This window comes from Kitasatospora sp. NA04385 (assembly GCF_013364235.1).
Classification (GTDB): domain Bacteria; phylum Actinomycetota; class Actinomycetes; order Streptomycetales; family Streptomycetaceae; genus Kitasatospora.
Map to the genome: position 1 here is coordinate 1,548,555 of NZ_CP054919.1, position 19,127 is coordinate 1,567,681.

The window sequence follows — 19,127 nt, forward strand, 5'->3', positions numbered from 1 at the left end:
GTTCTCCTGGAGCGGTTGCAGCTGCGGTGGCGGAGCTTCTTGGGACGGGTCAGAGGGCGTGGAACGGCAGGCCGGCGTCGGCCACCAGCTCGTCGCTCTCGTCGGGCGGGGCCAGGGTGGGGGTGCCGTCGCTGACCGGGACGACGCCCAGGTCGAGGAGTTCGGCCATCGCGGCGCCGCCGGCCAGGTCGCGGACCTGCAACTGGTAGCGGGCGGTGGTGCGGTAGGTGCCGCCGGAGTCGTCGGAGGTCTTCTGCAGGAAGCCGGAGTCGACCAGGAAGGACACCGCCTTGGAGACGATGCCGGTGGTGGAGCCGGCCAGCCGGCGGGCGTCCTTGGTGGCGCCGGTCGCGGAGCGGCGGGCCCAGACCCGCCAGGCGGCTTCCAGGCCGGGGGCGTCGCTGGCCGGGTCGGTGTTGGCGCCCTCGGCCTCGGCGCGCTCCTCCAGGCGGCGGCAGGCCTGCCGGACGAAGGCGTCCACGCCGTTGACGGTGACCCGGCCGAGGTAGCCGTCGTCGGCGAGGTCCTCGGGGCGGGGGAAGGCGAGCGCGGCGACCGCGAGGTGGGCCAGGCCGTGCAGGAAGCGGTCGGTGGACTCGGCGGCGGCGCGTCGCGAGTAGTCGCCCATCCGGACGGCGAACACCGAGTCCTCGGCGGCGGCGACGGCCATCCCGGCCCGGGCGGAGACCTCCAGCACGACCAGGCCCATGCCGGTGGCGACGGCGTCGGCGAGCCGGCCGAACGGCGGGTCCTCCCGGTAGCGGCGGACCAGTTCGCCGTACTCGGCGTCCCGGGCGGGCAGCAGCTTGGCCTGGAGGCCGAAGGAGACCAGCCGGGCGGCCTCGGCGACGTCCGCCGGGCTGATCGGCGCGGGGGCGGCGGGGGCCGGTTCGCCCTCGGGCGGTGTCCACGCCTCGCTGGTGGTGGTCATCCGAGGGCTCCTTCGGTGCGGTGGTCGTGCTCGTCGTGCTCGTCGTGCTCGTCGTGCTTGCCGCGGTGGTCGTGCTCGTCGCGGTGGTCTCGGTGGTCGCGGGTCACCCGGCGCCCCCGGCGTCCCTGGCGCTCTTGGCGTCCTTGCGGTCGGCGGCCATGCCCGCGGCGTCCAGCAGGGCGCTGCCGACGATCAGGTCGGCGCCGCCGAAGCCCGGGTCGTCCAGCCGGGTGCCGTCGTCGACGGCGAACAGCAGCCGCTCCTCACCCTGCCGGTAGGCGGTGCCGACCGGCGGGCTGGCCGCGTGCACGGCGAGCAGGGCGACCAGGTAGGCGAGTTCGTCGCCGTCCCGGTCCTCCTCCTCGTCGAGGTCGCGGGCCCGGCGGCGGGCGTCGGCGAGCAGGCCGGAGAGCCGGCGGGGGGCGTCGGCGGGCAGGTCGAGCAGGTCGAGGGCGGCTTCGAGCTGGGCCTCGGAGAACCGGCTGTCGTCGGGGGTGGCGACCAGGTCGGGTTCGGGGAGCTCGGCGCCGAGGTGCTCGCGTTCGACCGGCGGGGTGAGCAGCAGGTCGACCAGGTCGGCGACCCGGACCGAGACGGGAGTGCGCAGGCCGGTGGCGCGGGCGAAGAACGCGTCGGTGGGCCGGGTGGCGTCGCCGAGCGGCAGGGTGAGCACGGGGGCGAGCAGCTGGCCGTACAGGTCGATGCCGCTGCGCGCGGCGGGCGCGGCGAAGGCCTGCCGGTCCTGTTCGGCGCGGAACAGCGGGCCGGCCTCCAGCAGGCGGGTCTGCAACTGGGTGTGGCGGCGGATGCAGTCCTTGACGATGTCGACGAGTTCGGCGGCGCGGCGCTTGTGCTCGGCGTCGATGCTCTCGTCGCGGGCCTTGCGGATGTTGGTGAGGATCGCGTTCTCGTGCCGGTAGCGGTCGGCGATGTGGTCGAGCGCCTCGTCGATCAGGTCGGGGACGGTCTCCATCCAGTCGACCGCGCGGACGTTGCGCCGGGTGGCCTCCAGGGCGCGGCGCAGCGTCTCGGCGTACTGGACGGTGCGGTAGCGGGCCTGCTCGGCGGCGAGCTGGGCGTCGGCGAGGCGGCCGCGGCGGATCAGCACCTCCAGCTTGACCTCGGCGGCGATCTGGGCCGAGGTCACGTCGGTGTCGAGGGCGCCGACCAGCACGTTGACGGCCTCGTCGGTGGTGCGCAGGTAGACCCCGCCGTCCTGGCCGGGGACCTCCTCGATCAGCTTGAAGTCGTAGTCGCGGCGGGTGTACTCGCCGTCCGGGCCGAAGGTGCCGTAGACGGCGCGGAAGCCGCGGTCGACGCTGCCGACGTTGATCAGCGACTCCAGCACCCAGCGGGCGACCCGCTCGTGCTCGGCACCGGCCCGGCCGGGGTTCTGGGCGGCGATCCGGGGCAGCAGCCGGGCCAGCACGAGGTCCCGGTCGGCGCCGGTGTCGAAGTCCATGTTGAGCGTGACCAGGTCGATCGCGGCGAGGCCGACCTCGGCCATGGTGTACGAGGCGTACTCGCCGGCCAGGTTGACCTTGCGGCTGTCCAGGTCGTGCAGCGGGGCGGTGCACGCCAGCGCCTTGAGCCGGCGGGCGAGTCCCTCGTCGGCGGCCGGGCCGGGGGCGGGCCGGGTGGGCTGGTCTGCGATGGCGGTCACGGGGGACAAGATTAGGGCTTTCCCCTGACAGGTCCGAAAAGCCCCTTTCGGGAGTGCAGGGTCCGCGTCTCGTTGTCGAAGTCCGCGCCGCGATGTCGCCAAGAAGTCGGATTCGACATGCTGAGCGGATCGGCAGGTCAGAGTCGCCACCCGTCCGGGTGGTCATCACCGGGTTGGCGGCGGGGTGGGCCTGCGGACCAGCAGTGTGGAGCCCGAGCAGACTGCTGGCCGCCGCAGCACACGCCCTCGGCACCAGCCCGGAAAGCCTCCGGTTGGCCTTCGAGACACGGCAGCAGCCCTGACACGCAGGCACCGACCGCCACATGGCAACGAAGGATCCGACACACCCCCGCGGACCGGCAATCCCGACAGGCCACCCGGACTACCTGCAGACAGCAGCTCCAGACGTCGCCACCACGACCACCAGCGCCCGCAGCGCCGCGCTGTCCGGCAGCGTCAGCGCCGCGTTGACCGCCAGTGTGACGATCAATGGCATTGCGGCCGGGTGCCGGGACGGTCTTCGGTTCCAGGAACGGCTAGCGCTCCACGGCCCCGGCGGGATGCTCGCCGACCGGGGCGTCGACGGCGACTTGGCGAGGCGCTCTGCCGGTCAGCAGCGCCCCCGCCAGCACCAAGGCGGCCGGCACCGCGAACACCGCGGTCGCCGCCGCGAGGCCGTGCTGGGCGCCGACCCGGTTGACCGGGATGAGCGCTATGTCGTAGACCGCGTGAGCGATCATGATGGGGAGGATTGCCCGAGAGCGCAGGTACAGCAGCACGCTCACGGCCGACCAGAGGACCAGCGAGACGATCGCCAGGCCGTACTCCAAGTGGTACGACAGCCGCGCCGCCACCAGCACGAGGAGCAGCGCGGCGGTGCCCAGGCGGCGCTGCCGGGTGCCGGTGGCTCGCGGTGCGAAGCGCCAGACGGCCAGAGCGGGCAGGACCATGACGACGATCTCCTCGCTCACTCCGGCCGCCGCGGAGGCGGAGATGCTGCCCAGCAGGGTGCTGCCCGCGTTGCTGCCGGAGTGGGCGGCCACCGCCGGGGAGTGCGCGCGGACGAACTCGAAGGCCGTGCCCAGCAGGAACATCGGGGCCTCGGCCAGGCAGAACACCGCGCAGGACGCGGCAGCCAGTTGACGGGGCGCCATACGCCGCAGCCCGACGGAGGGGGCGCGCTCGGCCATGCCCAGCAGGAGCCACACCGGTACCGACAGCAGCAGCCACAGGGCTGCTTCCCGCAGCACCGCGGGTTCGGACGCGGTGGCGGCGGCCGTGGTGGCACCGGCGGCGGCCCGCTGCGCGCCCGGCCAGGCCGAGACGATGGTGAGGAGCATGTAGAGGATCGCGAACGGGAGGGCGTAGATCCAGACGATGCCGCGGGCGGTTCCCCGGGCGCGGGGCGGCGGCAGAGGTGTCCGTACGGGCAGGGCCGCGAGCAGGCGTCGGGCGATCGGCATGTCCGCCCTTTCGTGCGGCGCGCCGTCGGGTGGGGCGCCAGGTTCGGCAGCCTGCAACGGCGATGGCCGCAGGAGGGCCGTGTCAGGTCATCGGTTCGCCGTCGGAGAAGATGCGGGCGGTGCCGGGCCGGTGGGTAGTGGTGATCGAGTCGAACCAGGGCACCTGCAGGGGTTGCAGGTACGGCAGCCAGTCCTAGACGGTGCGCCAGGCGGAGACGTCGCGCTCGGGGCCGAGCCGGACCGGGTGGCCGGCAGGGACGGGGAGGCCGGGTGGGGTGCCACCGTACGGCTTCGCAACGCGGGTTGCAATACGCAGTCGCTCCCCAACGAACCTTCGCCGGCCGTCCCGCAGCCGTCGACCTGCGCCCGAATCGGCAACCCTGTCTACGGACCGGTGGTAATCATCACCGGCGTCCAGATGAACGGCTTCCGTCGAAGGGCAGGTAGGCCGCCGTGCCGGTCCGGCGGGCGGAGTCGACCTGTACGAGGCGGCTGTGCTCCTGCGGGCTCATCAGGTCGGCCCACTCGGCGATCGGGAGCACTCTCCACTCGGTGTGCTCCTCGGGGTCCAGGACGATGCTGTCGAGCTGCTGGTCCGTCAGCTCACCTCCGTCGAAGACGAATCCGATCTTGGCCAGCGGCCATGCGACGCCGGGGCCGCTGAACATGACGGCCAGCAGCCGGGGCTGCTGTACGAGGCCCGGGTTCGCCACCTGCAGGTCGATGCCGGTTTCCTCCAGGCACTCGCGGACGGCGGTTTCCAGGGGCTCTTCGCCCTTTTCCACGTTGCCGCCGGGCCAGCCCCAGAAGTCGGAGTCGGGGCGGGAGCGCATCGCGAGGTGGCGGCCGACGGTGTCGGTGAAGTAGAAGCAGCCGAATACGGTGGCGTTCTCGACGGTTTTCACGTACTCGGCGGGCGGCAGCCAGGCCATTGCGTCTCCCTCGTCCGGCCTGCGCACGGGCGGCGAGGTCTCGTGCGCCTGGGAGGCCCACGGTATCGGCAGTGCTCCGGCTCGGGGTGCAACTGCAGAGTGGGGCCGCTGGCGGCCGCGCCGCCGGGAACACGGCGGGGCGCCGGAAGCCACCTGCCGGCGGCTTCCGGCGCCCCGTTGTCGTACTGCGGCCGGCCGTTACTTGCCGGGGCGGCCGAGCTGGTGGACGGTCCAGCCCGCCGCGCGCCAGAGGTCGGGGTCCACGGTGGTGCGGCAGTCGACGAGCAGCGCGGTGGCGGGGTGGCCGACGAGGTCCTGCGGGTTGGCCTGCCGGTACTGGGGCCACTCGGTGGCCAGGACGACGGCGTCGGCGCCGCTGAGGGCGGCGGGCAGGTCGTCGGCGTAGTCGAGTTCGGGGTTGCGCTGCACGGCGGTGGGGATGGCCTGCGGGTCGTGGACGGTGACGGCGGCTCCGGCGCTCTCCAGGGCCTGGGCGAGGGCGAGGGCCGGGGATTCGCGGACGTCGTTGGTGCCGGGCTTGAAGGCGGCGCCGAGCACGGTGACCTTGGCGCCCTTGAGCGGGCGGCCGAGAGCGCGGGTGATGAGGGCCATCGCGGTGGCGGCGCGGTCCTCGTTGATGCGCTCGGCGGCGAGCAGCAGGTCGGCGGCCCGGTCGGCGCCGAGGGTGCGGGCGGATGCGGTGAAGGCGCGGACGTCCTTGGGGAGGCAGCCGCCGCCGTAGCCGATGCCGGGGCGCATGCCGGCCGCGCCGATGCGGGGGTCGATGCCGAGGATGTCCACGATCTTGGAGACGTCGGCGCCCGCAGCGTCGCACATGTCGGCGACGGCATTGATGAAGCTGATCTTGAGGCCGAGGAAGGTGTTGGCGGCGCCCTTGGCGAGTTCGGCGGTGGGCGGGTCGCAGACGAACAGGGGCACGCCGGTGTCGATGATCTGGGCGTAGACGGCGCGGATGGCCTTCTCGCCCTCGGTGTTCCAGACTCCGGCGATGAGGCGGTCGGGGCGCAGGGTGTCCTCCACCGCGTGGCCCTCGCGCAGGAACTCCGGGTTCCAGACGACCTCGACCGCCTCCCCGGCCGGGGCGAGGCGCTGGGCGAGTTCGGTGACCTTGGCGGTGGTGCCCACGGTGACGGTGGACTTCCCGACGATGGTGCAGGGCCGCACCAGGTGCGGGGCGAGCTGGCGGATCGCGCCGAAGACCTGGGCGGTGTCGTAGGAGCGGCCGTCGGCGTCGATCGGGGTGCCGACGCCCACGAAGTGCAGGTCGGCGAACGCGGCGGCTTCGGTGATGTCGGTGGTGAAGCGCAGGCGGCCGCTGGCGGTGTGGCGGGCCAGCAGTTCCGGCAGGCCGTCCTCGTAGATCGGGCACTGGCCGGCGTTGAGGCGTTCGACCTTGGCCTGGTCGACGTCCACGCCGATGACCTCGTGGCCGAGTTCGGCCATCGCCGCCGCGTGCGGGATGCCGAGGTGACCGCAGCCGATCACGGAAACGCGCATGAAGGGGTCCTTGTCCGGTCGGGTGGCGCGCCGTCCCCGGCGCACCACCCGACGGTATCGCGGATTCAACTCTCTTGTGGCACAAGAGAGTTCGATCACTTGTTCACGGCTGGCGGGGCCGGTTCCAGGGGGTGGGGCGGGCCTGGATAAGGCGCATCGCCCGCCCGTTGGGCATGAAGCCGAGAGCGCGGTAGAGCGGCGCTCCGTCGTCGGTGGCGTTGAGGGTGATCAGGCCGCAGCCCTGCGCGGTGAGGAAGTCCAGCAGGGCCTGCACGGCGGTGCGGGCGCAGCCGCGGCGCCGGAAGTCGGGCGCGGTGTAGACGGTGTGGATGTGGGCGTAGAGGCCGAGGTGGTCGGGGCCGGGGACGGAGCGGGTGATGGTGGCGGCCGCGCACGCGATGAGCCGGTCGGGGCCGCCGATGACGAACGCGGGGTGGTCGTCGCTGTCGGCGTGGTCGCGATGGAAGGCGTCGAGGCGGGTGGTCCACTGCCCCGGCGCCTGGACGAGGGCGGCGCCCAGGCGGGCGAGCTCGGCGGCGTCGGCGGCCCTCGCCCGCCGGGCGCTCAGCACTTGACGTCCAGGAGTTCGGCCAGGCGCCGCAGGGCGGGGATCGCCTCGCAGCGCACGATGACGTCGCCCTCGCGGGCGCCCTCGATCAGGTACTCCTTGTGGACGCCGTTCTCGGTGACGCCCTCGGTGTCCAGGTAGAAGACCTTCAGGCCGAGCTTGCGGGCGCGGGCCTGGACCTCGCGCCGGTCGGCGTGCAGGCCGATCACCAGCAGGGCGCGGGCGCCGGCCGGGTAGTGCATGTGCGGGGTGCGCTGGTCGTAGCGGCGCATGAACGCCTCGGGGATCCCGGTGCGGGCGAAGAGCCGGTCGAAGTTGTGGGTGGCGACGGGCCCGACGGCGTGGCCGGCGTCGTAGAGCGCCTTGAGGGTGCGGTGCGCGCCGGTCGGCTCGGCCTGGAACAGGGCGCGGAACATCGCCACCATGTCGTCGACCTTGCGCTCGGTGCCGGTCAGCAGCTCCTGGATCAGGGTGTCCTGGGCGGGGGCCATGGTGAAGCGGTAGCCCTGGGTGAGGTCGTTGCCGCGCCGTTCGGTGACCCGGTAGACCTCGTGCAGCCAGTGCAGCGGCTGCACGCCGGCCTCGATGCTGGTCCCGCAGCCGGCCTCCACCACGAACGGCAGGTGCTCCAGCAGCCCGGACAGGTCGGCGGCGTACTGCGGGGCGCCGCGCTGCTCCTTGACGCGCATCCCGCCGGCCAGCACGTCCCAGGGCAGGTTCCGGGAGGCCCGGGGCAGGGTGTAGTCGACGGATTCGACGGTGACGTCGATCGAGCGGAAGCCGGCCGGGGTGTCGCGTCCGGCCCGCTCGTCCTGCGGGTGGACGTCGTGCTCGGTGATGGCGGCGTACAGGTCGCCGCGGCGCCAGCGCGGGTCGGTGTCGTCGCCCGCCCGCCAGCGGCCCTCGGCCAGCCACCGCTCCAGGTCGCGGCGGTGGGCGGCGACCTCGGCGGCCGGGGCGAGCCAGGAGACGGCCAGGTACAGCTCGGCCATCACCAGGCGGTCCATCGGCTGGGTCTGGTCGAGGTCGTAGTGGAGGCGGTAGTGGACGACGCGGCGCCGGCCGCTCTCGTCCTCGCTCCAGCCGGACTGCTCGGCGTTGCGCGGGTCCTGGGTGCGCCGCCAGATGCCCTCCTCGACGGAGGGGCGGCGTCCGCCCGGCTCCGGCGCGAAGTACTGGTGCCAGGCGGCGGACTGCTCGGGGGTCAGGGAGTCGAGTACGGGGTGGGGCAGCAGCACGGTGCTCTCCTCGGAGGATGCGGCCGGGGCGCGCCCGGCCGGGGTGTCAGTTCAGGGCGTGCACCGCGTCGGCGAGCGCCGCGGTGAGGAATTCCAGGTGCTCGTCGGTGGAGGTCAGCGGCGGGGCGACGACCAGCCCCTCGGAGCGCGGCTCGCCCGCCCCGGTGAACGGGTAGAGGAACACCCCGCGCTGCTCGGTCTGCTGGAGCAGGGGCCACAGCAGGCCCGGGGTGAGCTCCACGCCGTACAGGTGGCCCACGCCGCGCACCTCCCGCACGCCGGGCAGGCCGGCCAGGCAGCGCAGGGCCTGGCCGAGCCGATCGCCGCGGGCGCGCAGCGCGTCGTGGTCGAGGGCCTCCAGCTCGTCCAGGACGCCCAGGCAGGCGGCGGCCATGAGCGGGTGGGCGGCCATCGTGCCCATCGCGGGCAGCGGGTCCGCGTCCTGGTGGCGCAGCAGCGGCGCGAGTTCGGGTGCCACCAGCACTGCCGCGACCGGGGTGTATCCGGCGCCCAGCCCCTTGGACAGGATCACGAGGTCCGGCTCGACGCCGTCCCAGCGCCGGCCGGCCAGCACGGGGCCGGTGCGCCACAGCCCGGTGAGGACCTCGTCGTGGATCACCAGGACGTCCCGGGCGCGGCAGATCTCCTGTACGCGGCGCAGGTAGCCATCCGGGGGGACGTGGGCGCCGCCGGTGGTGCCGTTGACCGGCTCCAGCAGGACGGCGGCGACGTTGCGCGCGCCGCGGGCGTCGATCGCCTTCGCGACCTCCTCCGCGCAGTCGGCGGTGCAGGCCCGGCCTTCGGTGTGCAGGTGGGTCGGCGGGTAGGGGGCGGGGAAGGCCGGGCCGAGGCCCAGCGCGTCCTCGGGCCGGGGGCGGCGGGCGTGGTTGCCGGCCAGGGCGAGGGTGTAGGCGCTCATCCCGTGATAGCTCAGGTCGCAGGTCAGGACGTCGCCTCGGGTCTTGCCGCCGCGGGCGCGGGCGATGCTGCGGGCCAGGCCGACGGCGACCTCGACGCCGAGCGTGCCGCAGGTGACCAGCGCGACGGAGTCGTCGGGGCGGCCGACGGCCCGGCACAGGCGCTCCGTCAGCTCCAACTGCAGGTGCGGCTGGACGACGGCCGCGCCGCCGAAGGTGTACTTGGTGAACTGCTCCTCGATGCGGGCGAGGACCTTGGGGCTGCTCTGCCCGACGTTGGCGCACAGCAGGCCGCTGGAGCCGTCGAAGATCCGGGTGCCGTCGGCGCGCAGCAGCCACGGGCCGTCCGATCCGACGACCTCGAAGTCCGGCAGGGGCCGGGTGGACGTCAGCAGCCGCCTGCGGTCGGGCAGGCGGGCGGGGTACGACTTCATGAAGGTGTCCTCTCCCGAGGGGGCGCGGGCGGGTGCAGGGCAGCCGTCCGCGGCCGAGGTGATGTTCGTGCCGGCCCGGCAGGGCCGCGGGCGTCAGACCGGCCGCTGGGGTCCGGCGACGGTCCGGCGGCGGCCGGGGTGTGGCCAGGAAAGCGCCTCGGGGAGTGCTGACGCGATGTCAGAACGGCGGAAATTTCGATGAAGGACGGCTCCGTCATCCGAATTTCCGCACCTCCGACACTGTCGCGTTGCGTGTCTGCTTCGCTACCTTCTGCCAGAAGAAGAGCTACTGCGTCGGGGGCGATCGCGTGGGGGCACCGAACGAAGCACTGCGCCGGGTCCGGGAAGTCGAGTGGGGCATGAGCCGGGCCGAGGCGGTGGAGTTCCTGGTCCGCAAGTCGATCGAGTTCGAGGAGCCGGTCGACCTGGTGGTCCGCACCCTGGCCACCTGGGAGGACGGCGCCACCGCGTGGCCCCACGCCAAGTACCGGCGCCTGCTGCACAAGGTGACCGGCCGGACCGCGGTCGAGCTCGGCTTCAAGAACCCGGCGCACCGGGCAAGACCCAAACGACCGGTGGCCGACGCTCAGCACCAGGCAGGAGCCGCCCCCTTGATCCGCCGCACCTTCGTCCTCGGCACCGGGGCGGCCCTGCTCGCCGCAGCCGCTCCGGCAGCACACGGGGCCGCCCCGGCCCTGACCTCCGAGCATCTGCAGGCGCTGCTGGACGCCGAGCAGCGCCTGTACGCCCAGGACCGCGACCACGGGTCCGCCGACCTCGGCCAGCAGGCCACCGCGGCGCTCCACACCGCGCACACCTGGCTCGCCCGCGGCCGCTACAGCGAGCACCTCGGCCGCCAACTCCACATCGCCACCGGCATGCTGTCCGTCGCCGCCGGCTGGCTCGCGTTGGATGCCGGCCGCGCCGCCGACGCCCGCTCCCTCTACACCGAGGCCCTGACCAGCGCCCGCCAAGCCGACGACCCGGGACTCGAAGCGCACAGCTTCGCGTGCATGTCCCTGCTGGCCCACGCCACCGGCCGCCCCCGCGAGGCCGTCAGCACCGCCCAGGTCGCGCAGCGCGCGGCCGCGGGACTCGGATCACCTCGCTGGCTGGCGCTGCTGGCACTGCGCGAGGCCCGCGGCTGGGCGCTGCAGGGCGACCGCGCGCAGGCCGAGACCGCGATCGTGCGGGCGTACCGCCTCTACGAGAAGGGGCCCCGGGACGCCGACCCCGCCTGGCTGGCCTTCTTCGTCACCGCCGAGCTGGCCGGGCTGGAGTCGCTGTGCCGCGCCGACCTCGGCCAGCACGACCGCGCCGCGGCGGGCGCCGAGCAGACCGTGATGCTCTTCGGCGACGGCCACCCGCGCAACCGGTCCCTCTACACCGCCGATATCGCCCTGCACCACGCCCACCGACCCCGACCCGACCTCGACGCCGCCACCGACGCCGGCCACCGCGCCCTCGCGCACCTGACCGCCGTCCGCTCCGCCCGGCTGCTGCGCTCCCTGCGCTCGGTTGCCGGAACGCTCACCCCCCACCGAGGCGTTCCCTGCGTCGCCGAGTACCTGGACGCCTACCGCACCGCCGTCCCCGCCGCCTGAAGGACACCGCCTTGACCGAATCGGCCACCCCCCTCGCCCTGCGGCGCTACGGCGCCAGCGACACCGCGACCCTGCTCGACACCCTCGTCGACATCTGGACCGAAGCCCACGCCGACCACGCCGACGTGGCCCAGGCCGGCTTCACCCCCGAGACGCTCCGCCGCCAGATCACCGGCCACGCCCGCCGCGACGAGTTCACCCTCATCGCCGCCTACGCCGCCGGCCAGGTCGTCGGCTACGGCTACGGCTTCCGCTGCACCCCCACCTACTGGTACGGCGAAGACCTCCTGCCGGCCATCACCCCCGAGGCCCGCGACACCGACTCGCTGGCCGGGATCTGCGAACTCGCCGTCCGCCCCGGCTGGCAAGGACGGGGTATCGGTGCCGACATCCACAACGCCCTCGTCGCCGCGCTGAGCACCCGGTGGGTGTCCCTGCTCGCCATGCCCGGCCAAGGCCCCGCCCGCCGCCTCTACGACCACCTCGGCTACCGGTACGCCGGGCCCTACGCAGCCGGACCCGACGGGCCAGCCCTCGACCTTCTGCTGCTACGGACCGGCTTCTGATCCAGGTCAGGACAAGGGTGTGCGGCCCACCCGTTCTGCGGGGCCTGTCCTCGGACATGAACTGTCGACCGCGTCCGGCACTGGCTCACCACCGCCCAACCGGCCGAACCCGGACAACGAGCCCGCCAACTCGCCACCGCCCAAGCCGAATTGGATGACCGCCCGGCCACCGTCCACCGGAGCAACCGATGGCCGCGACCCGTACGCTCTCCGCCTTCGCGCTGGAGCCCTTCCAGACCGTCACCGAAGGCGACGACCTCCCTGGCCTCATCTGCACCGCGCTGCACGAGCAGGAGGTGCTGCTGCAGCCCTGACACGCGGGCACCGACCGTCACATGGCAACGAAGGATCCGACACACCCACGCGGACCGGCAATCCCGACAGGCCGCGCGGACTATCTGCAGGCAGCAGCTCCGGACAGTGCCGTCTGACATCAAGATCCGGAACCTAGAGGGAGGCCTGTCCCCGCATGTTGAACGCGTTCAAATTCAGGTCTAGAGTCCTTCCCGCGACACCGTGTGCCGTCTCCGGCACCCGCGTCATGAGGGGGTCCCTCCATGTCCGACACCGCAGTCGTCCCGGCCGGTTCCACCACCGCCGGACCGGATTCCGCACCCGCCACCGACACCGCCCTCGTCCGCCGCCGGATCAGGCGCTGGCTGTGGCTGTTCATCGTCTGCCTGGCCCTCAGCGGCCTCACCGCCTTCCCGCTGCAGACCGAGACCTCCCTGCTGGCCCGCCTGCTCGACGCCACCGGCCTGGACACCGCGCTCCCGGCCCTGGACGCCTGGGTCCACCGCGTCCGCGACGGCGTCGCCGACGGCTACGGCAGCCACCCCTTCCTCGCCTACGGCACCGACTGGCTCGCCTTCGCCCACCTGGTGATCGCCGCCGCCTTCTGGGGCCCGCTGCGCGACCCGGTCCGCAACGTCTGGGTGGTCCGCTGGGCGATGCTCGCCTGCGGCGGCGTCATCCCGCTCGCCCTGGTCTGCGGCCCGCTGCGCGGCATACCCCTGTTCTGGCAGTGCGTCGACATGTCCTTCGGCGTGGTCGGCATCGTCCCGCTGCTGATCGTCCACCGCCTGATCCGCACCCTGGAGTGGCAGCAGGCCGTCACCGCCCACCACGACTTCGCCCGCACCGTGCCCTGCCCCTGAGCACCCCGCCGCGGGGGTTCAGCTGTCCATCGCGTAGCCCAGCTCCTCGGCGGCGATGCACCAGTACGCGTTCTCGTCCGCCACCGCCGCCGGGTCCACCGCCGCGAACCGGGCCAGCAGCGCGTCCGTCAGCGCCTCCGCCGCCGCCAGCGCCTCGTCCAGCTCCTCGCCCGCCTCGTACCGCTCGGCCTCCGCCGCGGCCGCCCGGTACAGCTCCAGGAAGGCGAGCAACTGCCCCGGCCCGGAGTTCAGCAGACCCGGCTCCCCCTCCTCCTCCGGCAGCACCACCACCGGCCCGCCGTCGGCCCGCACCCCGATCGCGCTCACCCCGGCGTCGACGGCGATCAGGCAGTACCGCTCCCCGTCCACCTCCCGCTCCTCGTACGGCGCCTCCTGCCACCGCCCGGGGTAGGGCAGCACGCCGGCACAGGCGAGGGTCAACGCGTCCAGCTCGGTGTCGTCCATGCGGGGGACGCTACCGCCGCCGACGGACAGGTCGGAGCGAGGGCACGCCGTACCCCCTGGCCCTGAAGTCGGCCAGCCGACGGAGGTGCTCCTCCCGGGCCGCCCGGTCCTCGGCGGTCTCCAGCGCGGCGGTGTCCCGGCCCCGGCGGCGCAGGGCGCCGAGGACCCGGCCGCGGCGGTAGCGGTCGGTGGAGGCGGCGAGGAAGCTCTCGGCGTGGCCGACCAGCTCGGGGTGGTGCCCGGCCAGCTCCGGGTGCTCGGACAGCGGGAGCGCGGCGAACAGGGCGGCCGCTCGGACGTCGGGGTGCCCGTCGGTGAGGAACGGGCGGACGGCGGCGAACAGTTCGGGCCGCAGCGCCCGGAACTCCCGCAGCGGCGGGTGCTCCTCGTCCTCCGCCGTCCCCCAGAACGCGGCCGCCGTCCGGGCCTCCTCCGCGTCGTCCGCCGTCCGCGCGATCCACCGCAGCAGCCCGGCCCGGCAGGACGGCGGCCCCGCGAGGACGTCCGGGTGCCGCAGGGCCGCCGCCACGTAGCGGGCCACCCACGGGGTCGCCCCGTAGCCGGTCTCCTGGTGGTCGACCAGGGAGAACACCGCCTCGGCGGCCCGGGCCCGCTCGGCCGGGTCGGGGTCGGTCATCCGGGCCAGCAGCGCCGCGTCCAGTCGCTCCGTCGGGTGCGGGACCTCCAGCGAAGGCCAGTCCACGGCCGCCAGCAGGGCGCGGTGGTGCGGGAGTTCGGTCGTCACGGGTCTCCGGTCGCCGTCAGGCGGAGGTCGCCGTCCCAGGACTCGCAGCGGACGGTGCCGCCCGGGAAGTCGAGTTCGAGGGCGGTGCGGCCGGTGTGCGGGGCGTGTTCCTGGCGGACGGCCAGGACGGGGTGGCCGAGGTGCGGGGCGAAGGGGGTTCCGTCGGGGGCGTCGCGGACGTCGAGGCGGCCCCACTCGCCCAGGTCGACGTCGGCGTGCGGCTGCTCGTCGGCGACGATCAGGCACCAGTCGCTGCCGGTGGCGACGAAGGTGCAGCCGCCGCGGTCGTCGCGCAGCCAGACCACCACGGGGTCGGCGGCGCGCTCGCCCTCGTAGGAGTACCAGGACGCGACCACGCCGGTCAGCTGGCGGCCGACCAGGGCGGTGAGGTCGGGGCCGGGGCCGTGCACGGGGCACGTGGGGGGCGGGACGGGCACGGCGGGCGTGGCGGGCGCGGTCACCAGCGCATCCGGACGTCCTCGGCCCAGCCCAGCAGCCCGTCCACCGCGACCCGCAGGCCGTCGTCGGTGCGGACGGTGCCGGAGTAGCGGCCGAAGCACTGGTCGGTGCGGTTGGCGATCAGGCCGGCCTCGGTGCGGGTGCGGCGGTCGTGGAAGGGGGTGAAGGTGAGGTCGACCAGGTCGCTGCCGGGGGTGGTGATCCGCCAGGGGGCGAGCGGGGCGGCGAGGTCGTAGCGCCAGTCCAGCTCGGTGCCGATCTTGGTGAGGCGGCCGTCCACGCACAGCGCGTTCTCGGTGCTTCCGGTGCCGACGGTCCACTGGCCGCCGAACTGGAGGCCCACCGTGTGCCCGCCGGTGCGGCCGGACGCGGCGCCCCAGTTCCAGCCGAGCGAGCGCGGCCAGCGTCCCCGGCCGTGGTCGAGCACGCCCCAGGCGTCGTCCCCGAAGTCGTACGTGCGGTCGCCGAGCCGGACGGTGCCGGTGGCCGGGCGGGCGGTGTGCTTGGAGGTGTACTGGAAGCGCTTGACGTTCCAGGGGACGACCACCGACAGGGTCTCGTGGCCGTCGGGCAGCGCGACCAGCAGGTCGGCCTCCAGCGGGCGCAGGTCGGCGGTCAGGGCGCGGGCACGCAGCCGGGTGCCGCCGGGTTCGTGGCTGATCGAGATCCGGACCCGGCGGCGGCCGGGCCGCTCCGGGCCGACGGTGAGGTCGGCGCCGTGCGGGCCGCCGGAACCGGCGATGCCCTCGGGGAAGGCGGTGCGCCGGGTCGGGAGGCCGGGGGCGAGCGCGGTGCGCTCGTGCTCCTCCAGGACGCCGTGCTCGTCCCAGGAGAGGAAGTACGCGCTGTCGAGGGTGAGGAAGTCCAGGTCGCTGACGGTGAGCGCGAGCAGGTGGGTGGGCGTGGTGACGCACCAGTACTCCCAGCGCTTGGTGCGCCCCCAGCCGCGCAGGTTGCCGCGGTGCAGCGGGGTCCGCGACCAGCCGACGGCGTCGCGGTCCAGCCGCCCGTCGGGACGGCACAGGTCGGCGGGGGCGGTGATCTCTCGCTCGTGGGTCGCCATCCGCGCACCCTACTGCCGCGACCAGCGGGAAAGCCACGGTCGGCGGTTCGTCTACGCGTAGATGAACCCTCCGTCGCGGAACCCCGTCGGCGGTTCGTCTACGCGTAGACGAACCCTCCCCCGCGGAACGCCGCCCGCCGTTCGTCTACGCGTAGACGAACCGCTCCGGAAAGCACGGCGGGCCGTTCCTCCCCGCAGGGACGAACGGCCCGCCGGAAGCAGAACGGGGGCGAGCACGGGCCGGGAGGAGCCACTGCGCGGAGCGGGCCACTGCGCGGAGCGGGCTACTTCGCGGCAGCGCCCTCGGTGACGGCGCCCTGCGCGGCGCCGCCCTGCGAGCCGTTCCGGCCCGCGGCCCCGGCGACCGCGCGGCGGACGCCCGGGATGGCGAGGGTGACCAGGGCGGCCGCCACGGCGGCGCCCGCGCCGATCATGAAGGCGGTGCGGAAGCCGCTCTCCGAGGGCAGCGCGTGGCCGCCGAAGTCGGTGGTCATGTGGGCCAGCACCACGCCGATGACGGCGGAGGAGCTGGAGGTGCCGATGGAGCGCATCAGGGTGTTGAGGCCGTTGGCGGCGGCGGTCTCGGAGACCGGGACCGCGCCCATGATCAGCGCGGGCATGGCCGCGTAGGCGAACGCGATGCCGCCGCTGATCAGGCAGGAGAAGACCAGCACGCCCCAGGCGTGGCCCATCAGGGCGAGCGCGGAGAGGTAGCCGCCGGTGATGATGACGGCGCCGACCAGCAGCGAGACCTTGGGCCCCTTGGCCTTGGAGAGCTTGGCGGAGACCGGCGAGAGCAGCATCATGACCAGGCCGGCGGGGGCCATCCACAGGCCGGCGGCGACCATCGACTGGCCGAGGCCGTAGCCGGTGGCGGTGGGCAGCTGGAGCAACTGCGGGGAGACCAGGCTCATCGCGTACATCGCGAAGCCGATCACCACGGAGGCCAGGTTGGTCATCAGCACCTGGCGGCGGGCGCTGGTGCGCAGGTCGACCAGCGGCTGCTCGGTGCGCAGCTCCCACCAGCCCCAGACCGGGAGGACCACGACGGCGACGGCCAGCATGCCCAGGGTGGTGCCGGAGCCCCAGCCCCAGTCGCTGCCCTTGGAGATGGTGAGCAGCAGGGCGACCAGTCCGATGGTGAGCCCGATCGCGCCGACGACGTCGAAGCGGCCGCCGGAGCGGACCGGGGACTCGGGAACGAGGAGGAACACGGCGGCGGCGACCACCGCACCGAGCGCGGCGGAGATCCAGAACAGCGCGTGCCAGCTGGCGTTCTGGGCGATGACGGCGGACAGCGGCAGGCCGAACGCGCCGCCGATGCCGAGCGAGGAGCTCATCAGCGCCATCGAGGAGCCGAGCTTCTGCGGCGGCAGTTCGTCGCGCATGATGCTGATGCCGAGCGGGATGACACCGGCGCCGACGCCCTGGAGGGCGCGGCCGATCACCATCGGGGCGAGCGAGCTGCTGAGGCCGCAGACCAGCGAGCCGATGACGAGCATGGTGAGGCTGGCGAGCAGGATGCGGCGCTTGCCGTACATGTCGCCGAGTCGGCCGAGCACCGGGGTGGCGACGGCACCGGCCAGCAGGGTGGCGGTGATCGCCCAGGACGCGTTGGCGGCCGTGGTGTGGAGCAGGTTCGGCAGGTCCGGGATCAGCGGGACGACCAGGGTCTGCATCAGCGAGACCACGATGCCCGCGCCGGCGAGCACTCCGACGATGGGGCCGGTGCGTGCCTGACTCATGGGGTACTTCCATCTCTTCGACTAGATATGCATGATGCACACAATGTGTACCATACATATGGCACCCTCGCGGGATATGCTGCCGAAAAGTGACGCAAGGGACGGAGGAGCATGCGGCGCGACAAGGAACTCGCCCTGATCGAACGGGAAATGATGCTGCTCGCCCGTCACCAGGTGCTCGCCACCGCCCGTACCAACGGCGGCCCCGACGCCTTGGAGCGCAGCGCGTACACCCTGCTCAGCCGGATCGAGACCGAGGGCCCGCTGACCATCGGCCAGCTGGCCGAGGCCTTCGGGCTGGACACCTCCACCGTCAACCGGCAGACCGCCGCGATGCTGCGGGCCGGCCTGGTCGACCGCATCCCGGACCCGGACGGCGGAGTCGCCCGCAAGCTGCGGATCACCGAGGAGGGCCTGCGCCGGCTGCGGCAGGACCGCGACTGGTCGGTCGAGGGCCTGTCCCGGGTGGTCACCGACTGGACGTCCGAGGACCTGGCCGAGTTCGCCGAGGTGCTGGAACGCTTCAACCGCGACATCGAACGGATCCAGGGCCGCCCCTGGCCGCGCGGCTGACCCGGCTCGGCCCGCCCCCGCCCGACCCTGCCCGGCCCGCCCCTGCCCGGCCCGCCCCCGCGCGGGGGCCCGGCCGCCCGGACGGCCCGTCAACCCCCGCCGCCCGCCGCTCCCCCGGCGGGCGTTGCGCCGAGCGGGTGGCCCTCGTACCGCCGGTCCGCGACCTGACGGGTAAAACCTGTCGCCCGGGCGGCCACCGCCGCACCGGCCGAAACGATCAGGCCCTACGATCACCCCCAGGAGCGGACCCCGGGCCCGGACCGGCCCGCGCGCGGAAGGGCGGACGAGGAAGAAGTGGCCGACGCGGTGATCGATCTCAATGCGGACCTCGGCGAGGGCTTCGGACGCTGGAGCCTGACCGACGACGAGGCGCTGCTCTCCGTGGTCACCAGCGCCAACGTCGCCTGCGGCTTCCACGCCGGTGACCCGTCCACGATGCGCCGGGTCTGCTCGCTGGCCGCCGAGCGCGGGGTGCGGATCGGCGCCCAGGTCTCCTACCGCGACCTGGCCGGGTTCGGCCGCCGCGCGATGGACGTCCCGCCGGACGAGCTGGCCGACGAGATCGCCTACCAGATCGGCGCGCTCCAGGTGTTCGCCCGCGCGGCCGGCTCCCGGGTCTCCTACGTCAAGCCGCACGGCGCCCTCTACAACCGGGTGGTGGACGACAACGAGCAGGCCGAGGCGGTGGTTTCGGGCGTGCTGCGGGCCGGCGCGGTCTGCGACGGGCCGCTGCCGCTGCTCGGCCTGCCCGGTTCCCGGCTGCTGGCGGTCGCCGAGGGCGTCGGACTGCCCGTGGTCACCGAGGCGTTCGCCGACCGCGCCTACACCCGGGCCGGCACCCTCGTCCCGCGCCGCGAGCCGGACGCCGTCGTGCACGACCCCGAGAAGGTCATCGCGCGCGCCGTCGGCATCGCCCGGGACGCCGTCGTGACCGCCGCCGGCGGCGAGGTGATCACCGTCCGGGCCCGCTCGCTGTGCGTGCACGGCGACACCCCCGGCGCCGCCCAACTCGCCTGGCGGGTCCGGGGCGCGCTGGCCTCCGCGGGCGTCCGCGTCGAGGCGTTCACCTGAGCCTCTCGACGCCCC

Annotated in this window: 19 protein-coding genes; 6 read left to right on the forward strand and 13 right to left on the reverse strand. The window is 74.0% G+C overall.

Annotated features, from left to right (window positions below; translation table 11 throughout):
• Nucleotides 1–49 precede the first annotated feature (49 nt).
• The 8 genes from HUT16_RS06645 to HUT16_RS06680 form a co-directional block, all read right to left on the reverse strand.
• Nucleotides 50–931 carry a hypothetical protein gene (locus HUT16_RS06645; RefSeq protein WP_176186378.1) on the reverse strand — a complete coding sequence of 294 codons (882 nt, stop codon included), beginning with the start codon at nt 929–931 and terminating at the stop codon, nt 50–52.
• 103 nt (nt 932–1,034) lie between these two features.
• Nucleotides 1,035–2,594 carry a hypothetical protein gene (locus tag HUT16_RS06650; protein WP_176186380.1) on the reverse strand — a complete coding sequence of 520 codons (1,560 nt, stop codon included), beginning with the start codon at nt 2,592–2,594 and terminating at the stop codon, nt 1,035–1,037.
• A gap of 536 nt (nt 2,595–3,130) precedes the next feature.
• Entirely contained in the window at nt 3,131–4,057 is a 927-nt protein-coding gene (locus HUT16_RS06655) for a CPBP family glutamic-type intramembrane protease (RefSeq protein ID WP_176186382.1), read from the reverse strand.
• Nucleotides 4,058–4,461: 404 nt separating this feature from the next.
• The gene (locus tag HUT16_RS06660; RefSeq protein WP_176186384.1) at nt 4,462–4,989 is read right to left on the reverse strand and encodes an NUDIX domain-containing protein; all 528 of its coding nucleotides are present in this window, start codon (nt 4,987–4,989) and stop codon (nt 4,462–4,464) included.
• A 198-nt stretch (nt 4,990–5,187) separates the two neighbouring features.
• Nucleotides 5,188–6,507, reverse strand: a complete 1,320-nt coding sequence (locus HUT16_RS06665; protein ID WP_176186386.1) for a UDP-glucose/GDP-mannose dehydrogenase family protein — start codon at nt 6,505–6,507, stop codon at nt 5,188–5,190.
• 103 nt (nt 6,508–6,610) lie between these two features.
• Entirely contained in the window at nt 6,611–7,078 is a 468-nt protein-coding gene (locus HUT16_RS06670; protein WP_176186388.1) for a GNAT family N-acetyltransferase, read from the reverse strand.
• Nucleotides 7,072–8,313 (reverse strand): hypothetical protein, encoded by a 1,242-nt coding sequence (locus tag HUT16_RS06675; RefSeq protein WP_176186390.1) that lies wholly within the window; start codon nt 8,311–8,313, stop codon nt 7,072–7,074. Before HUT16_RS06675 ends, HUT16_RS06670 begins: the two co-directional genes overlap by 7 nt.
• A 46-nt stretch (nt 8,314–8,359) precedes the next feature.
• Nucleotides 8,360–9,664 (reverse strand): aspartate aminotransferase family protein, encoded by a 1,305-nt coding sequence (locus HUT16_RS06680; RefSeq protein WP_176186392.1) that lies wholly within the window; start codon nt 9,662–9,664, stop codon nt 8,360–8,362.
• A 359-nt stretch (nt 9,665–10,023) separates the two neighbouring features.
• Here HUT16_RS06680 and HUT16_RS06685 point away from each other — a divergent pair, with 359 nt between their 5' ends.
• From HUT16_RS06685 to HUT16_RS06695, 4 genes are all read left to right on the forward strand, one after another.
• Nucleotides 10,024–11,268: a hypothetical protein gene (locus HUT16_RS06685; RefSeq protein WP_254897669.1), complete on the forward strand. Its 1,245-nt coding sequence runs from the start codon at nt 10,024–10,026 to the stop codon at nt 11,266–11,268.
• 11 nt (nt 11,269–11,279) lie between these two features.
• Nucleotides 11,280–11,834 (forward strand): GNAT family N-acetyltransferase, encoded by a 555-nt coding sequence (locus HUT16_RS06690; RefSeq protein ID WP_176186396.1) that lies wholly within the window; start codon nt 11,280–11,282, stop codon nt 11,832–11,834.
• Nucleotides 11,835–12,022: 188 nt separating this feature from the next.
• Nucleotides 12,023–12,148, forward strand: a complete 126-nt coding sequence (locus tag HUT16_RS39125; protein ID WP_303392065.1) for a hypothetical protein — start codon at nt 12,023–12,025, stop codon at nt 12,146–12,148.
• A 243-nt stretch (nt 12,149–12,391) separates the two neighbouring features.
• On the forward strand, nt 12,392–12,991 hold the full coding sequence (locus HUT16_RS06695; protein WP_176186398.1) for a hypothetical protein: 600 nt from the start codon (nt 12,392–12,394) through the stop codon (nt 12,989–12,991).
• Between the two features lie 18 nt (nt 12,992–13,009).
• On the opposite strand, the gene HUT16_RS06700 is transcribed toward HUT16_RS06695, so the two are convergent.
• The 5 genes from HUT16_RS06700 to HUT16_RS06720 all read right to left on the reverse strand — a co-directional run bounded on the left by HUT16_RS06700 (nt 13,010) and on the right by HUT16_RS06720 (nt 17,468).
• Nucleotides 13,010–13,456, reverse strand: coding sequence for an SUKH-4 family immunity protein (locus HUT16_RS06700; RefSeq protein ID WP_176186400.1), 447 nt, complete (start codon nt 13,454–13,456; stop codon nt 13,010–13,012).
• Between the two features lie 10 nt (nt 13,457–13,466).
• Nucleotides 13,467–14,201: a hypothetical protein gene (locus HUT16_RS06705; protein ID WP_176186402.1), complete on the reverse strand. Its 735-nt coding sequence runs from the start codon at nt 14,199–14,201 to the stop codon at nt 13,467–13,469.
• Complete coding sequence (locus HUT16_RS06710; RefSeq protein ID WP_254897670.1) at nt 14,198–14,662, reverse strand: hypothetical protein; 465 nt, start codon at nt 14,660–14,662, stop codon at nt 14,198–14,200. The genes HUT16_RS06705 and HUT16_RS06710 overlap by 4 nt, the downstream gene beginning before the upstream one ends.
• Nucleotides 14,659–15,723, reverse strand: a complete 1,065-nt coding sequence (locus tag HUT16_RS06715; RefSeq protein WP_176186404.1) for a DUF2804 domain-containing protein — start codon at nt 15,721–15,723, stop codon at nt 14,659–14,661. The genes HUT16_RS06710 and HUT16_RS06715 overlap by 4 nt, the downstream gene beginning before the upstream one ends.
• Nucleotides 15,724–16,007: 284 nt before the next feature.
• Nucleotides 16,008–17,468, reverse strand: a complete 1,461-nt coding sequence (locus tag HUT16_RS06720; protein ID WP_176186406.1) for an MFS transporter — start codon at nt 17,466–17,468, stop codon at nt 16,008–16,010.
• A 111-nt stretch (nt 17,469–17,579) separates the two neighbouring features.
• Here HUT16_RS06720 and HUT16_RS06725 point away from each other — a divergent pair, with 111 nt between their 5' ends.
• Together HUT16_RS06725 and HUT16_RS06730 are read left to right on the forward strand one after the other, a co-directional pair.
• Nucleotides 17,580–18,041: a MarR family winged helix-turn-helix transcriptional regulator gene (locus HUT16_RS06725; RefSeq protein ID WP_176186408.1), complete on the forward strand. Its 462-nt coding sequence runs from the start codon at nt 17,580–17,582 to the stop codon at nt 18,039–18,041.
• Between the two features lie 306 nt (nt 18,042–18,347).
• Nucleotides 18,348–19,112, forward strand: coding sequence for a LamB/YcsF family protein (locus HUT16_RS06730; protein ID WP_176186410.1), 765 nt, complete (start codon nt 18,348–18,350; stop codon nt 19,110–19,112).
• Nucleotides 19,113–19,127 lie beyond the last annotated feature (15 nt).

What these genes read in the sequence shown, in the direction of transcription:
- HUT16_RS06655 (WP_176186382.1), bottom strand. Translation starts at nt 4,057, where the DNA reads ATGCCGATCGCCCGACGCCTGCTCGCGGCCCTGCCCGTACGGACACCT.
- HUT16_RS06715 (WP_176186404.1), bottom strand. Translation starts at nt 15,723, where the DNA reads ATGGCGACCCACGAGCGAGAGATCACCGCCCCCGCCGACCTGTGCCGT.
- HUT16_RS06685 (WP_254897669.1), top strand. Translation starts at nt 10,024, where the DNA reads ATGAGCCGGGCCGAGGCGGTGGAGTTCCTGGTCCGCAAGTCGATCGAG.
- HUT16_RS06680 (WP_176186392.1), bottom strand. Translation starts at nt 9,664, where the DNA reads ATGAAGTCGTACCCCGCCCGCCTGCCCGACCGCAGGCGGCTGCTGACG.
- HUT16_RS06700 (WP_176186400.1), bottom strand. Translation starts at nt 13,456, where the DNA reads ATGGACGACACCGAGCTGGACGCGTTGACCCTCGCCTGTGCCGGCGTG.
- HUT16_RS39125 (WP_303392065.1), top strand. Translation starts at nt 12,023, where the DNA reads ATGGCCGCGACCCGTACGCTCTCCGCCTTCGCGCTGGAGCCCTTCCAG.
- HUT16_RS06720 (WP_176186406.1), bottom strand. Translation starts at nt 17,468, where the DNA reads ATGAGTCAGGCACGCACCGGCCCCATCGTCGGAGTGCTCGCCGGCGCG.
- HUT16_RS06695 (WP_176186398.1), top strand. Translation starts at nt 12,392, where the DNA reads ATGTCCGACACCGCAGTCGTCCCGGCCGGTTCCACCACCGCCGGACCG.
- HUT16_RS06725 (WP_176186408.1), top strand. Translation starts at nt 17,580, where the DNA reads ATGCGGCGCGACAAGGAACTCGCCCTGATCGAACGGGAAATGATGCTG.
- HUT16_RS06660 (WP_176186384.1), bottom strand. Translation starts at nt 4,989, where the DNA reads ATGGCCTGGCTGCCGCCCGCCGAGTACGTGAAAACCGTCGAGAACGCC.
- HUT16_RS06645 (WP_176186378.1), bottom strand. Translation starts at nt 931, where the DNA reads ATGACCACCACCAGCGAGGCGTGGACACCGCCCGAGGGCGAACCGGCC.
- HUT16_RS06665 (WP_176186386.1), bottom strand. Translation starts at nt 6,507, where the DNA reads ATGCGCGTTTCCGTGATCGGCTGCGGTCACCTCGGCATCCCGCACGCG.